The organism is Stutzerimonas sp. C6.4V, from assembly GCF_058536345.1.
On sequence record NZ_JBZUBM010000002.1, the window covers coordinates 173,764 to 188,971 of the forward strand.

Annotated in this window: 13 protein-coding genes; 6 read left to right on the forward strand and 7 right to left on the reverse strand. The window is 62.1% G+C overall.

Translation table 11 applies throughout. From position 1 onward, the window contains the following. Window position 1: 1 nt before the first annotated feature. From AC4LFW_RS16665 to AC4LFW_RS16680, 4 genes are all read right to left on the reverse strand, one after another. Window positions 2–601, reverse strand: coding sequence for a lysophospholipid acyltransferase family protein (locus AC4LFW_RS16665; RefSeq protein WP_491820483.1), 600 nt, complete (start codon window positions 599–601; stop codon window positions 2–4). After that, window positions 601–1,173 (reverse strand): CDP-alcohol phosphatidyltransferase family protein, encoded by a 573-nt coding sequence (locus AC4LFW_RS16670; protein ID WP_491820485.1) that lies wholly within the window; start codon window positions 1,171–1,173, stop codon window positions 601–603. The genes AC4LFW_RS16665 and AC4LFW_RS16670 overlap by 1 nt, the downstream gene beginning before the upstream one ends. Before the next feature lie 192 nt (window positions 1,174–1,365). After that, window positions 1,366–2,022, reverse strand: a complete 657-nt coding sequence (locus tag AC4LFW_RS16675; RefSeq protein ID WP_491822156.1) for a DUF2931 family protein — start codon at window positions 2,020–2,022, stop codon at window positions 1,366–1,368. After that, window positions 2,022–3,575 (reverse strand): phospholipase effector Tle1 domain-containing protein, encoded by a 1,554-nt coding sequence (locus tag AC4LFW_RS16680; protein WP_491820487.1) that lies wholly within the window; start codon window positions 3,573–3,575, stop codon window positions 2,022–2,024. Before AC4LFW_RS16680 ends, AC4LFW_RS16675 begins: the two co-directional genes overlap by 1 nt. A gap of 461 nt (window positions 3,576–4,036) precedes the next feature. Between AC4LFW_RS16680 and AC4LFW_RS16685 the strand changes: the two genes are divergently transcribed. The 3 genes from AC4LFW_RS16685 to AC4LFW_RS16695 all read left to right on the forward strand — a co-directional run bounded on the left by AC4LFW_RS16685 (window position 4,037) and on the right by AC4LFW_RS16695 (window position 8,244). Next, entirely contained in the window at window positions 4,037–4,609 is a 573-nt protein-coding gene (locus AC4LFW_RS16685) for an antibiotic biosynthesis monooxygenase (protein WP_491820489.1), read from the forward strand. Window positions 4,610–4,802: 193 nt separating this feature from the next. After that, window positions 4,803–5,885, forward strand: a complete 1,083-nt coding sequence (locus tag AC4LFW_RS16690; protein ID WP_491820490.1) for a polyamine ABC transporter substrate-binding protein — start codon at window positions 4,803–4,805, stop codon at window positions 5,883–5,885. Continuing rightward, window positions 5,872–8,244 (forward strand): putative bifunctional diguanylate cyclase/phosphodiesterase, encoded by a 2,373-nt coding sequence (locus AC4LFW_RS16695; RefSeq protein ID WP_491820491.1) that lies wholly within the window; start codon window positions 5,872–5,874, stop codon window positions 8,242–8,244. Before AC4LFW_RS16690 ends, AC4LFW_RS16695 begins: the two co-directional genes overlap by 14 nt. Before the next feature lie 46 nt (window positions 8,245–8,290). Here AC4LFW_RS16695 and AC4LFW_RS16700 read toward each other — a convergent pair whose 3' ends face one another. Both AC4LFW_RS16700 and AC4LFW_RS16705 read right to left on the reverse strand, forming a co-directional pair. Next, a complete protein-coding gene (locus AC4LFW_RS16700) occupies window positions 8,291–9,691 on the reverse strand; it encodes a sigma-54-dependent transcriptional regulator (protein ID WP_491822158.1) in 1,401 nt (466 codons plus the stop codon). Continuing rightward, the gene (locus tag AC4LFW_RS16705) at window positions 9,684–11,171 is read right to left on the reverse strand and encodes a sensor histidine kinase (RefSeq protein ID WP_491820493.1); all 1,488 of its coding nucleotides are present in this window, start codon (window positions 11,169–11,171) and stop codon (window positions 9,684–9,686) included. Before AC4LFW_RS16705 ends, AC4LFW_RS16700 begins: the two co-directional genes overlap by 8 nt. A 150-nt stretch (window positions 11,172–11,321) precedes the next feature. On the opposite strand from AC4LFW_RS16705, the gene AC4LFW_RS16710 reads away from it, so the two are divergent. Beyond that, window positions 11,322–11,714, forward strand: a complete 393-nt coding sequence (locus AC4LFW_RS16710; RefSeq protein ID WP_491820495.1) for a DUF4168 domain-containing protein — start codon at window positions 11,322–11,324, stop codon at window positions 11,712–11,714. Between the two features lie 70 nt (window positions 11,715–11,784). Here AC4LFW_RS16710 and AC4LFW_RS16715 read toward each other — a convergent pair whose 3' ends face one another. Beyond that, entirely contained in the window at window positions 11,785–12,243 is a 459-nt protein-coding gene (locus AC4LFW_RS16715; protein ID WP_491820497.1) for a YehS family protein, read from the reverse strand. Between the two features lie 283 nt (window positions 12,244–12,526). On the opposite strand from AC4LFW_RS16715, the gene AC4LFW_RS16720 reads away from it, so the two are divergent. Together AC4LFW_RS16720 and AC4LFW_RS16725 are read left to right on the forward strand one after the other, a co-directional pair. Continuing rightward, entirely contained in the window at window positions 12,527–13,255 is a 729-nt protein-coding gene (locus AC4LFW_RS16720) for a carbonic anhydrase (RefSeq protein ID WP_491820498.1), read from the forward strand. Between the two features lie 169 nt (window positions 13,256–13,424). Further along, window positions 13,425–15,044: an NAD(P)/FAD-dependent oxidoreductase gene (locus tag AC4LFW_RS16725; protein ID WP_491820500.1), complete on the forward strand. Its 1,620-nt coding sequence runs from the start codon at window positions 13,425–13,427 to the stop codon at window positions 15,042–15,044. The last annotated feature ends 164 nt before the right edge of the window (window positions 15,045–15,208 follow it).

Here is a 15,208-nt window from a genome sequence, read left to right on the forward strand (position 1 = left end):
ATCATTCGGCGAGCCTCACTACCGCTTCGCGGGCCCGGCTCAAGAAGAGGCCGATCTCTTCGTTCTCAATGACTTCAAGCGGGTCACCGACCCGAATGGTACAGATAATCGGCAGCGGCACATGCTTGCCTTTCGGCATCGAGCGATACAGGTTGTCCAGGTAGATGGGAACCAGCCGCGCCTGTGGAAAGGCCCTATGAAGCCGGTAAAGCCCGGATTTGAACTCGCCAGGAATCGCCTGAAACCTGCGTGTCCCTTCTGGGAAAATGATGACCGAAGCCCCCTGAGTCATCACCTGATGCACCGGCGCCAGAGCGTCTTCGCCTTCCTTGGGTTTGCGCTCGATCAGCACCGCGTTGAGTCCACGCGTTGCGATGTATCTCAGGAATCGGTTCTTGCCCCAGTAATCAGCTGCGGCAAGGGGCTTGGTGTTGAGCCTGGCCTCCCTGGGCAGAGCCGCCATGATCGCCAGCGTGTCGATATGACTCGTGTGGTTGGCGAAATAGATGCGCTGACCGGACAGGTCCGGCGTGCTTTCGAAACGAGCGCTAGCACCCAGCAGTAGCCGCAGAACAGAGATCAACAGGGTGGAGAGCCACATCAGACGGCCCCCTTCAACTGGCGCGCAATAATTCGGGTGCGGGTAACGCAGGTTAAAACGGACCCTGCCGCGATAACGACCAGCGCGAAGTACAAAGCATGGTGCGTCGCGAAGAGCAAAGACTCAGGAATATTCAACGCCAGGCCAGCCGTTATAACTGCCATCCGGTGCTGCTTGGCCATGGGCCCGACAAAGGTTTGCTGAAGCCCCAGTGATCCGCCGAAGACTCGAATATAAGCGGTCAACGCCGCGACAAGCGCGGCAAACCATCCAAGCGTCGGAGCGCCAACCGCGTACCCGAGCGCCACGATCAATAAGCTGTCTGCGATGCGATCTGGAAACTCGTTATACAGGCTGCCCAAAGGTGACTGCTTTCCGCCTTCGATGGCCACCATACCGTCAAGTAGGTTGCATATCAGCCTGAGCTGGATAAACAGGATGGCCACGACAGTAGCGAGCACACCCGCAGAGGCCACCATACTTGCAGCCGCTGCGGCTGCAAATCCGATACTGGCCACTGAAATCTGGTTAGGCGAGATATCACGCTTGATTAAAAGCGTGGTTAGTTCCATTGCCCAGCGTTTAGATCGGGATGCAATGGGTCTTCGGTTGTCTTGCATGGTGTTCCCTTACCTGTTTGTTTATCCATTTTTCAAATTAGCATCAAGGGTATCCCCGGCCTCTCTTGAACGACAGCTTGCGCTCTGTCCAGCTCGTTATTTCAAGCAGTTTGGCGCGTATTTTTGTTATGCACACCCAAGACATCACCAACTTCCGTAGGGGATTCCGTATTTTTCGATATAGCGTTTCGACTCAATGGACAACGGATAATAGTTGCCACCTGACTTTCCAAGATGTGGGCCAAGCGGTTCTATCTCCGCCTGAGCCCGGGCGACTTCGACTGGCTTGTTGCATTCATTACGAGTCCAGACTTGGACGACGCCACCCGGCGCCAGTCCTACATGCAATGCAGCTAGATATAGAGCCGGTACCTCCGGCGTTTCCGGACAGCGTCGATGGGTGGAGGTGTGCATGAGCTGCCGGGCAGCTTCAGGGATATCTATCCATGCCCGATAGGTCTGCGGCTCCACTACCGACTGCCACCGCACATAGACACGCCTCGGTAGGTCCGCACCCACTACAGTATCAATTCCACCCGATTTTCCACGTGGCCAACCTTTTGCGAAGTCAGTTTCTAAATTGTCGATGCCAGTCCCGACGATTCCGCCGGTGCCGTGGTTGAACACTTTACCCTGGATATCTTCAACCAGACTCGCCTCGACCCACCCCACCATATAGAGCGGTGAGAAGAACTCCAAACTCCACCATTTGTCCTTCGGGTCCTTTTCCCCGGATAGGGGGTCAGCGGTCTGGCAGCCACCCAGAATGAATATACCCAGCAGGGTGATGACATGCTTTATCAAGGAACATTCCATTCAGCAATGTGAGGATGAAAGTGGCGGACTTCGCCAACATTGGGCGCATTGATATATACCAGCTTTAAACTGCTGGGCGCCTGCTTCTTTAACGGACTATTCCAATTCGCAGAAACATGAATGTAGCGCAGTCTCAACAATCGGCCCTCAGCGGGCGGGACCTGATAATTACCCTTGCTAAATCGTTCATGAAGAGAGGTTAAATCGCTTGGAACGCAATAACTTGGATCCTTTTCATCGACTTCGTTTAACCTAACCCCATGTTTCTTGGCGAGGCTATGCATAAGTCGCAAATAGACGCGTGACAGTCCACTACTTACCCGACGTTTAAGCAGCAGACCTGCAAACACCCTCTTTTGCCGGGGTGCTAGACGATCACGCGGATCAACAGGCTGTAACTGCGACTCTGGGGTAACGATTTCCAGCATGGCCGCAGGCCAGCCCGCGTCAATCATTCGCTGTCGGGCGTCGGCCGCATCTTGGTAGATAGAGGTTGTCGTCACATCGACACGCTGCCCAACCACCAGCGCCTGCATGGGGCTGACCAGAACTCGCTCCTCGGCCTCGTCCAGGTAGCCACCACCGATGTCCGAGTGAGCACCCGGGAGGATAATTTCGGTATGGTCCGGGCTGACCTCGCTCAACGGAAAATTGGCGCGTATTTCGTCGCGCGCCACTAACTGGACCACATCCTTGAAGTATTTACGTGGCAGGTAGAGATTCAGCCCCGGTGTCGTGGCGCTTCGGACATTACCCAGATTCGCCAAACCACCAACTGAAGCGACGGTATCGAACAGGCCGATAAAACCGACATCGACATCCCTCCTATAACGGTTCACAAAGTTCTTATCAAACGCGCTTGCATGGCTCTGTAAAACGGCACCGAGAGGACCTTGCTTGCCTTTGACGACTTCATTAGCAAAATGCCTCGCCGCTGCAGCACCGCGGCTAAAACCGAAGACATCAAAGGTCAGGGAAGTAATTTCGCCGCCGGGATTGCCCTCCTTGGCGCGCCCAACAGCTGCACCGATCATGGTGAATGCGCGCTGAACACACTGTTGAACACCGGTAGCGCCCCGCCCCATCGCATAACCCAAGGCGCTGTCTTCCTCACCACTTTGGGTCCCTATACCCTCGACATAAACCCTTAAGGAGACTTGTCGTTGCGGGCCCGAACCCTCGGCATCGGCCCGATCGACATGGAGGCTCATCAGCTTCCGCACATTGGTCAGATCATTCCCATAACTGCTATCCGGCTCGGCCATATAGGGTTTGCAATTGGAGTCCAGATCTTCGGTCGTGATGGGATGGTGCGCGCCACATGCCAGGCCGAGCGTGGCGTTGGTGGCGTTGTTGAGCGTGCCATCGAAAAACACGCCGATACGCAAGGCCAGCTTGATCTTCTCGGGCGATTTGGCCGGCTCGCTGCTGCGGCGTTCGTATTCGGCCCAGCGCTCGGCATGGATTTCGACAGGCTGAACACCCTTCAGCTCGGCTTCGCGCTTGGCTCGGGGAATATTGGGTACGTAACCGCTCATGGGTCCACCATCCTTGGCTGGAAGTTGTCGCTATGCACAGGAAGACTGCAGCACGACGGGCGATAGTAGGGACGAGCAGTGGGGTTGTTTCAAGCGCGTCGTTCACAATCCGGAGCTCTGGCGTTACGGTTCTGCGTCGTAACCGGCAGGACGGAACGGCGGAACCAACCTACTCGCTGGCAGAGGCTCAGCGGAGATCCCGGCCGAGATAGCAGTTTCCTCTGGCTGCACCTCCCAAACCGTAGCCACTTGCACCATGGCTGCACGATATGCCTCTTCCAAGTGCAGCAGATCTCCGTATAGTGCGCCGTCGCCTTCCGTATGAGCCGCCCCGCCAGGGTCCGGCGCTGTATGGCGATCAGGGCATGATCATTGCCTGAACAATCTCGCAGCCCACCACCCCGGCGCTGCGTTTGCCGAATGCCCTACCCGGGTTACCGGCCTGATGCTGGAGATACACAATGTCTACCGAACCCGTCACTCTGATGGTGGCCCGCCGCGTGCGCGATGGCCGCTACCACGACCTCCTCGCCTGGCTGCACCAGGGCGAACAACTGGCCGCGGACTTTCCCGGCTACCTCGGTTCCGGCGTTCTGGCGCCTCCGCCTGACGACGATGAATTCCAGATCGTCTTCCGTTTTGCCGATGAGCAGACTCTCGATACCTGGGCGCATTCGGCCTCACGCCGGGCCTGGCTGCAGCGCGGCAGCGAACTCTTCGGCCAGCCCCACGAGCATCGCGCCCGAGGTATCGATGCCTGGTTTGGCGGTGGCGGTACCCCCACTGCGCCGCGCTGGAAACAGAGCGTGGCGATCTGGCTGGCGTTCTTTCCGGTGTCGTTGCTGTTCAACCTGCTGTTCGGCGGCATGCTCGCCGAGCTGAGCCTGGTCATGCGGATACTGCTCAGCACGCTGGCCCTGACGCCGCTTATGACCTACCTGTTCATTCCCCTGTCCACTCGACTGCTGGCGCCCTGGCTGCAGCGTCCCTTGCGGCCTCGCTCACGGCAGCAAAGGCCGATCGCGCTCCGCTGATCGGAACGGCCGGGCACGCACTAGAAAAGAGTTGCCGTCACTTAGCTGGCGCCATTAAAGTGCCATCTCCTGCAGCCGGGATGTGCTGGCTGTGGTGGGTCAGATCGGCGCCACTGAAAGCGGTCCCGGCGGCGCTCCACGCGTCCGGATCACAGGGATCGGAATGGGCAGTGCATAGCAGGTGAAAGAGCGGATGAACACCACGAGAACACCTGCACGCTGCCGCACCGGCAGCGCTCTGGCACTAACCCTCGGCTTGCTGCTCCCCTCGGCCGCCTCGCAGGCTGCCGACACGCTGAATCTGTTGAACTGGGAGGAATACCTCAGCGAAGCGGTGATCGCGCGCTGGCAGGCCGAGACCGGCGTGGAGATAAAGCAGGTTCACTTCGACAGTGGCGACAAGCGTGACGAGGTGCTTGCCAAACCGGATCACCAGATCGACGTTGCGCTGAGCGGAAAAATCAGTGCCAACCGTTTCGGCGCACGCGGCCTGCTGGAACCCATCGATGAAGGCTCACTGCCCAACCTGAAGCACATTCCGAAACGCTGGCGCGAGAGTTGTGGACCCTACAGCGTTCCCTATCTCTGGGGCACGCTCGGCATCGCTTATCGCGCCGACCGACTGCCCGTCGCGCCGTCGTCATGGGCCGACCTGTTGAAACCGGCCAAACGAGACGAGCCGCACATCATCATGATGGAGGACCACGAGGACATCCTTGCCGGTCCACTGCTGTACCAGCAGCGCTCGATCAATACGGCCAGCAACGACGAACTGAAGGCTGCGTTCGAACTGCTCGTGGCGCAGTCCAGTGCAGTGCTGACCTACGAATACGTGATCACCTCGGTGCGCAGTCAGCGCTACCTCGACAGTGCGGACATGGCGCTGGCCTACAGCGGTGACCAGCACGTCCTCAATCAAGCCCAGGGTGTGGCAGGCGAACCCTGGCGCTATGTAGTGCCGGAGGAAGGCACCCTGCTCTGGGTGGACTGCCTGTCGGTGCCTGCACACAGCCCGAAAAAGGCGCTCGCCTATCGCTTCCTGAACTTTCTCAACGACCCCGCGATCGCCGCGCTGAACGCTTCCGACCTGGCTGTGGCGACAACCAACGAGGCAGCCAGGGCCCTGCTGCCATCGGAAGTCCAACAGGACCCCGGTATCTATCCGCCCGAGACCGTCCTGCAAACGAGCCAGGTCTATGAAGCACGGCCGCTGGAAGCGACACAGACACGGCGACGCATCATCAGCGCACTGATCAACGCCCATGACGCTCGGTAAACGCGCCCTGCTGGTGATCTTCCCGGTCATCCTGATCATCCAGATGATGGCCGCCACCACGGCCTACCTGACCCAGCGTGATTCGCTGCTGGGTCTCGAACAGGCGCGCCTGGCAGAACAGCTCTCGGTGCTGAAATCCGCCTATCTGGACTACGAGGCATTCAACCGCAGCGTGCTCTATTCGATTATCGATAGCGAGGCGCTGCAGCAGTTTCTGCGCGAGTCCGATACGGTCTACCGCAACGAAACGCTGGGGCTGCGCATCCAGCAGAGCATCCGCTCGCTGTCCACGACGCGGTTGTCCTTCGTGTCCTTCGCCATTGTTCAGCCCGACGGCCAGGCGGCCTACTACTTCGAAAGCAGCCTGACGCCGTTCGCGACCATGAACGCCACCCAGAGAAGGATCGCCCAGGAGGCCAGGCAAGCGCCGGATACCGGCGAAATGAGCTATGTGGATACCGCAGAGGGCGGACCCTTGCTGCTGGCGACCGACTTCCTGCTGCCGGCTTCCAACAGCCGCCCGCTGCCCAGCCAGCGCCAGGAAGCCTTTGCCGTTCAGCTGGCGGTGAGGCCGGAGCGCTTCATAGCGCTCAAGCGCAGCCTCGAGGCAGAGTACGGCGCGGCAGTGGAAATCGCCCCCGCACTGGCGCCGGCCCCACCAGGGCTGACTGCCGATGTCGAGCTGTCGCGCGCATTGGCCGCGCGTCTCGTCCCCGCTCCCGAATATCTGGCCCAGCGCCTGCAGCGCCTGCGCCTTGCGTTCATCACGGGCGCAGCACTGGTCTGCCTGCTGTCCATCGGCCTGTTGCTGCTGCTGGTCCGCCGCTATGTCACGGATCCGATCAGCCAGCTCGACAGCCAGCTGACCGACCTGCTGTTGTGCCGGCGCGAGGCACTGGATGAGCCGCGCGAGGGCGGAGAGATCGGCCGCCTGACGGCGAACATGAAGACACTGCACGAACGCAACACGGCCGCCTTGCAGCGTATCCAGGACATTTCCTGGACCGACAGCCTGACGCACATCAGCAATCGCGCGCACTTTGGTGTGCTGGCCGCTCGCATGCACGAGCAGTGCACCCGCAGCGGACAGCAACTGGCCCTGCTGTTTCTCGATCTGGACAACTTCAAGCAGGTCAACGACCGCCACGGCCACGACGCCGGCGACTTGCTGCTGCACACATTCGCACAACGGGTGCAGGGCGCGCTCGACCGTTGCCGGGCAGCCTGCTCGCATAGCGAAACAGCATTTGCCCGGCTGTCTGGTGACGAGTTCGCCATCCTGCTGCTGGCCGATAGCGTCGACGACGCCGTGCCGGCGCTGAGCGAGGCGGTGCTGGACCTGTGCCGGGGTGGCTTCCGCCTTGGCGAGCGCAACTTTCCGATCAGCGCCAGCATCGGCACGGCCCGCTACCCGGCCGATGCCACCTCCATCAGCCAGCTGCTGGCCCGCGCCGACAACGCCATGTACCAGGCCAAGGCCGAAGGCAAGAACATGGCGGTGGCCTATTCGGCGCAGCTCGAGCAGCAGAATGAACGCATCCGGATGATCGAGGACCAGCTGCGTGCCATAGGGGGTGACGATCAATGGCGTCTGGTCTACATGCCGGCAGTGGATCGTGAGGGTGCGGTGGTCAGTTGCGAGGCGCTGCTGCGCTGGCACTCGCCGCTACTGGGCACGGTTTCTCCCGGCGAGTTCATTCCCATTGCCGAACGTGCGGGGCTGTTTCCAAAGATCGACAGCTGGGTGATCGACCGGGCGCTGGCTGGCTATGGCGAACTGGTCGAGCTGTTCGGCGAAGGCGTGATCCTGGCGATCAACGTTTCCTCCGCACAACTGACCGATGATCACATCTGCCGCTACCTGATCGAGCGTACCGCGCACCACGGCGTTGCGCCGGGCAATGTGGAAATCGAACTCACCGAAACCTACGCCGCCGAATTGAGCGACAGCACCATGGAAGTGGTCCAGGCGATACGCACGGCCGGCTTCCGGGTCGCGATCGACGACTTTGGCGTTGGCTACACCTCGATCCAGCAGCTGCTCGAATACCCGGCCGACACCATCAAGCTGGACATGGCCATCGTCAGGCGCCTGGCTCTGCCGGACATGCAGCGAAGCCTGGCGGCGATGATTGCGTTCTGCCGGGCGCAGGGCAAACGGGTCACCGCCGAGGGCGTCGACAGCCTGGAAAAGCAGTCGGCACTGCTTGAGGCCGGCTGCGACCTGTTCCAGGGCTACCTGATTTCGCCGCCGCGCTCGGTGCTGGCGCTGCGTGACTGGGTAGAGCTGCGCGACCGCGAGCTGGACCACTTGCACCTTGAGCAACTGCCGACCCGGCGAGCGCAGCAAGGCGGATGAAACCTCGCGTCCATCGCCTGGCATCGGCTGACACAGGCCACTCGCCTCAGGTCTCGTCGCCGTCCTGCTCCTTTTCACCCAGACGACGATAGAGGGTGCGCCGGCCGATTCCGAGCAGCGCGGCGGCGCGGCGCTTGTTGCCCTCGACGCGCTCCAGTACATGGCGGATGTAACGCATCTCCAGCTCGTCCAGGGTCGGTAGCAGGGGGCCGTCCATCATCAGCCCGAGCAGGTCGTCGGCGCCGCCTCCGGGCGCACTGTCCTGATAACTGGCGATGCGCGTCGGCAGATGTTCGAGCTCGATGCTGCGGCCATGACAAAAGGTCACGGCGCGCTCCATGGCGTTTTGCAATTCGCGCACATTGCCGGGAAACGGGTAGCGTCTGAGCTGCTCCAGCGCCGCCCGCGACAGGCCCCGCACCGGCCGGCTGTCCCGCGCAGCGAAATGCGCGACGAAGCCGGCGGCGAGCAGTTCACGGTCCTCTTCGCGATCACGCAGGGGCGGCACCTGCAGGATGAAGGTCTCCAGGCGAAAGAACAGGTCCTCGCGAAAGGACTCGCGGCCGGCAGCGGTTTCCAGTGGCCGGTTGCTGGCGGCGATGATGCGCACATCGACGCTCAGCTCACGCTCGCCGCCCACCGGACGGATGGTCCCTTCCTGCAGCACCCGCAGCAGCTTGGCCTGCAGTGGCAGCGGCATCTCCCCGATCTCATCGAGAAACAGCGTGCCGCCATCGGCCTGCTGAAACAGCCCCTTGTGGGCGCGACTGGCGCCGGTAAAGGCGCCGGCGGCGTGACCGAAGAACTCGCTCTCCAGCAGTTCGGCCGGCAGCCCGGCGCAGTTGATCGCCAGGAACGGTCGGCCAGCCCGCTCGCTTTCGGCGTGAACGGCGCGGGCGACCAGCTCCTTGCCGGTGCCACTTTCGCCGATTACCAGCACCGGGCCTGCGGCACGCGCCAACTGGCGGATCTGGTCGAACAGGCCACGCATGACCCGGCTGCGCCCGAGCATGCCGTGGAAGCGGTCATCGCTGAGCAACTGCTGAAAGCGTCGCACCTCGTCGCGCAGGTGGCGGGTCTCCAGCGCCCGTGACACGGCGAGGCCGAGATGGTCGAGATCCAGCGGTTTGGTCAGGAACTCATCGGCACCCTCCTTGAGCGCTGCCACCGCCTGCTGAATGCTGCCGAACGCCGTGATCACCAGAAACGCAGGTGCCGCCTGCATCGCCTTGACCCGCCGCAGCAGCGCCATGCCGTCGGCGCCCGGCAGCCGCAGGTCGCTGACGACCAGATCCGGCTCCCAGCCCTCCAGCAACGGTACGGCTTCCTCGGCGCTGGCCACGGCTCGGACGCTGAGTTCACGGTCCTCCAGCTCCTCGACCAGCAACTGGCGCAGGCCGTCGTCATCCTCCACCACCAGGACCCGCTGGGGCGCGCCTTCATCCATCTGCATGGCTGTTCTCCTCATCGGCCAACGCCAGGGAAATTCGAAACGCCGCACCGCCCAGCTGGCTTTCCACCAGTTCGATCCGCCCGCCGCACTCGGCGACCACGCCATGAGCCACGGCCAACCCGAGGCCGCTGCCCTTGCCCACCGGTTTGGTGGTGAAAAAGGGCTCGAACAAGGCCGCGCGATGCTGCTCGTCTACGCCGGGCCCGTCGTCCTCGACCTGGAACAGCAGACAGCTACCGTCCCGCCACCAGCGCAGCAGCACCTGGCCACCCGGGCTGGCCTGGGCCGCGTTGCGCAGCAGGTTGGTCAGGGCCTGTTCGAAGCGAGCCGGATCGACCTCGCAGAACAGCGCCTCGGGCGAGGCTTGGACTTGCAGCCTGACACTTAGCAAGGCCAGTTCATCTGCCACCGCAGCAGCGGCCGAGTGCGCCAGCACCTCGGCGGGCATGCGCCGCGCCGGGCGACCGGCCGCGCGACCGAAATCCAGCAGTTGACGAACGATTTCGCTCAGCCGCTGCACCTGGCTGCGGATCTGTAACAAGCCCTTGCGCTGGCCATCCTCCAGGGTCTCGCTACGCAGCACGCGCTGGGCCTTGCCATCGATGACGCTCAGCGGACTGCCCAGTTCATGCGCAACACCCGCGGCGAGTCGGCCGACGGCGGCCAGCTGCTGGGATCGCCGCAAACGCGCCTCGAGCTCCGCCTCGCGGGCCTTCTGCTCGGCCATGCGCTGTTCGGCATCGGCGATGCTGTCGAGCATCCGATTCAGCGCCTGCCCGAGTACGGCAATCTCCTGCGGGCCACTGCGTGGGACACGATGCGTGCGTTCCCCTGCGGCCACCCGCGCCATGCCTTGGGTCAGTTCATGCAGATGCCTACCAATGGCCGACCAGTGCCCGAGCAGGACGATGCAGACCGCCGCCAGCGCCAGCACCGCTGCGCAGATACCGGCGATCATCCGCAGCTGGCGGGTGTCACGCTCGAAATCGTTCCAGCGACGAGTGACCTGCAACAGTCCGTTGATCCGCCCGCCGCTCTGCTCCAGCGGCAGGAAATACGAATAGACCTCCCGCCCGCGGATGCGCTGATAGCCGCCCCGGCGCTTGCCATCGGCGGTCAGCTGCTGGATCGAGGACTGGTCCTGGTCAGGCTCGATGGCACCGGCGAAGGCCACCAGCTCGCCCTGGGCATCATAAAGGTAGGCACCATAGACGCGACCGACACCGAGCACCGATTCGAGCACCTGCTGTGCAGTGCGGTCGTGCTGTTTTTCCAGGCTGTCGCTGAGCGGCAGCCGAACGGCGCGCGCCACCAGCTCTACCTCCTCCTGCAAACGCCGCTCGCTGTTGCGCTCGACCGTCCACAGCAACAGGTAACTGAAGCCGAGCATGATCGCGACGAGAGGAATCACCACCTTGAGAAGCAAGGCGCCGCGTAAGGTCGAGGTTCGTTGCCAAACTGCTACATGTGTCATTCTGGCACCTTACATAGCGCATTTCGGCCCGTCGAGGCGAACGGGACGGGTGGTCAGTTGCCAATGAAATCAGGAGGTTAGGCAGTCACGGCATCGGTGGCATGGCTGATGCAAAGGCCTGTTGGTCTTTTCACTATCAGGACTATCACCATGATCAAGTTCAATACTCGCCTCGTGTCCACCAGCCTGTTTGCCCTGTTCATGGCAGCCGGTGCCTCCCAGGTTTCCGCTCAGCAGGCGAGCCAGCCGCAAGCCCCTCAGGCGGCACCGGCCATGCAAGCGTCGGACATCAGTGACAAGAAACTGGAAAAGTTTGCCGATTCGCTTGGCGAAATCATGGAGATCCGCGAGGACTTCACCGCCAAGCTGGAAAAGACCGGTGACCCGGCCGAAGCTCAGCAACTGCAGCAACAGGCCAACGAGAAAATGATGGAGACGGTCGAAAACAACGACCTGAGCATTGAGGAGTACAACGCCATCAACCAGGCGGTGCAGAACAATCCTCAGTTGCGCGACAAGGTCATTTCTATGATCCAGAGCTAAGGCTCAGCAAACGAAAAGCCCCGACGAGCAGCGGGGCTTTTTCATGTCTGCCGCATTTACCCGGATCGGATCAGCCCTTGCGCTGCGCCAGTCCCTTGAGGAAATTTCGCAGCAGCTGGTCACCGCACACCCGGTAGTTGCTGTGCCCGGCCTTGCGGAACAGCGCGTTGAGCTCGGGCTTCGAAACGGGGAAGTCGACCGACTGGAGGATGGCGTGCATGTCATCTTCCTTCAGCTCGAAGGCAACGCGCAGCTTCTTCAGCACCATGTTGTTGGTGACTGGCAATTCAATGGGCGGGGTTGGCCGGCTCTCGTCCTTGCCACGCTTGTAGATCACCACGCCATCGAGAAAGTGCGCCATGATCCGATCCGGACAGGGTTTGAAGCCGTCCTCGTCGTCCTTCTTCAGGTAGGCCACCGCCTCGCTATCGGGGATCTCGCAACCTGTCAGCCAGGTGATCTCGGCGATCTTGGCGTCATTGACGTTGAGGATGTAGCGCAGGCTGCGCATCACATCGTTATTGATCATGGGGTCGCTCCGGCTTCAATACATATACAAGGCGCGCATGGTGAAGTTCGCCAACCGGAAAGGGAAGCGAAAAGCGCGTCGCCCATACTGCACTCCCCGTCGGATGAGGCGAACGCCGTCGGGGCTGCGACGACAAAGAGTTAATGCCTCCAGCTCGCCCGGTCGGCATTCAAGACGCTTGCACAGCAAGCTCAATTTTTCGGTGTGTAGCCACACGCCAGCCCAGGAGCCGCATAACCAGACGGCAGACAGCACCGTCGCTCACTGAAGTCGAGGAATCGCCATGAAAATTGCCCCGTCGCTTGCCACCCTGCTCTTCTGCACCCATGCGTTTGCCGTCACGCCAGGGACGCACTGGGACTACTCGGGTGAAGCCGGCCCGGATAACTGGGCGAAACTCACGCCTGAGTTCAGCGCCTGCAGTGGCAACAACCAGTCGCCGGTCGACTTGAATGGCTTCATCGAAGCCGAGCTTGCACCGCTGAAGCTCGACTATGCCGCCGGTGCGAGCGAGGCCGTGAATAATGGCCATACCGTGCAGATTGCCTACCAGCCCGGCAGCACCCTTACCCTGGATGGCAACAGGTTCCAGCTCATTCAGTTCCACTTTCACATGCCTAGTGAAAACCTGATCAAGGGCCAGTCGTATCCTCTGGAAGGCCACCTGGTCCACGCGGATGAAAACGGCAAGCTGGCGGTGCTGGCGATCATGTTCAAGGAGGGCGAGGAGAATGCCGTGCTGGCCAGCCTATGGGATACGCCGCCGGCTGAGGGCACAAAACAGCCTGTGGCTGCGCAGACCAACATCCGCGACATGCTGCCGGCCGATCTGGACTACTACCGCTTCAACGGCTCGCTGACCACCCCGCCCTGCTCCGAGGGAGTCCGCTGGCTGGTGCTGAAGCAACCGGTCGTCGCGTCCCGTGCGCAGATCGAGGCCTTGACCGAGGCTGTTGGCCATGCCAATAACCGCCCGCTGCAGCCCATCAATGCGCGGGTCATCCTTCAGTAAAATCGGAATCCGGCCGACCGACCATCGCATCGGCGAGGGTCGGCTCCGGCCAGAGATGCCAGCGTCATGACAGCCCGAGCCGCCGCGGCTACACTGCGCGCCGCGCGAGCCAGCCAGGTTCGCTGCGCCGCCATCCTACCTCTGCCGGGGCAACCGGCCAGGACCTGTCATGATTCGCATCAACGAACTGCAACTGCCCCTCGACCACCCTGCCGAGGCCTTGCGCCAGGCCATCGTCACGCGCCTGAAGATCAGCGATACCGAGCTGCTCGACTTCACGGTGTTCAAGCGCAGCTATGACGCGCGTAAGAAGAACAGCGAGATCACCTTCGTCTACATCATCGATGCCAGCGTGGCGGATGAAGCCGGGACGCTCGAGCGCCTTGCAGACGACCGCAACATTCGCGTCGCGCCGGACACCGGCTATTACCCTGTCGGCCAGGCGCCCGAGGGGCTGAACGAGCGCCCACTGGTGATCGGCTTCGGCCCGTGCGGCCTGTTCGCCGCCCTGACCCTGGCGCAGATGGGGTTCAAGCCGATCGTGCTGGAGCGCGGGCGTGACGTGCGCAGCCGCACCAAGGACACCTGGGCGCTGTGGCGCAAGAAGGTGCTGAGCCCCGAATCCAACGTGCAGTTCGGCGAAGGCGGCGCCGGGCTGTTCTCCGACGGCAAGCTCTACAGCCAGATCAAGGACCCGAAGTTCTATGGCCGCAAGGTCATGCATGAGTTCGTCCGCGCCGGCGCGCCGGAAGAGATCATGTTCGTCAGCAAGCCGCACATCGGCACCTTTCGCCTGACCGGCGTGGTCTCGACCATGCGCGAGGAAATCAAGTCCCTGGGCGGCGAGGTTCGTTTCGACAGTCGCGTGGTGGACTTCATCATCGAGGACGGTCGAATCCAGGGTGTGCGCATGGCCGACGGCCAGGAGATCCGTAGCCGCTACGTGGTGCTCGCCCTCGGCCACAGCTCACACGACACCTTCCGCATGTTGCACCAGCGCGGCGTCTATATCGAAGCCAAGCCCTTTGCAGTGGGCTTTCGCATCGAACACCCGCAATCGCTGATCGACCAGGCCCGCCTGGGCAAGTATGCCGGGCATCCGGAACTGGGCGCCGCCGACTACAAGCTGGTCTATCACGCCAAGAACGGCCGAGCGGTCTACAGCTTCTGCATGTGCCCGGGCGGCACCGTGGTGGCGGCGACATCGGAGCCGAACCGGGTGGTCACCAATGGCATGAGCCAGTATTCGCGCAACGAGCGCAACGCCAACGCCGGCATCGTCGTCGGCATCAATCCGGAAGAGGACTTTCCCGGCGGCCCGCTGGCCGGCGTCGAGTTGCAGGAACGCCTCGAGTCGCATGCCTTCGAGCTGGGGGGCAGCGACTATTGCGCACCGGCCCAGCTGGTCGGTGATTTCATTCGTGGCCGGGCTTCCAGCGAATTCGGCGAGGTCGAACCCTCCTACAAGCCCGGCGTGCGCCTGGGCGACCTCGCCCCGTCGCTGCCCGGCTACGTGATCGAGGCCATCCGCGAAGCCCTGCCGGCGTTCGGCAAGCAGATCCGCGGCTTCGACCGTGCCGATGCGATCCTCACCGGCATCGAAACACGGACCTCTTCACCCGTGCGGATCAAGCGCGACAACGAATCGCTACAGAGCATCAACACTCGCGGCCTGTACCCCGCCGGTGAAGGGGCCGGGTACGCCGGTGGCATCCTTTCGGCCGGAGTCGATGGCATCAAGGTGGCCGAAGCGGTAGCGACGGCCATGCTGGCCGATCTGCAAGGCTGATCCCTGCCCAACGCGGACGGGGCCCGGTTGCCATTCGTCCGCGTTCCCGGTTTGCCCCTCCGTGGCACACCCTGTGTTTCCGCCGCTGCCGCAGCTGCAGCGCGTCCATTCAGACTGGATCGCAAAATTGGCAGTGACCTTTTTCCGCCTGAAAGGGGTCGACA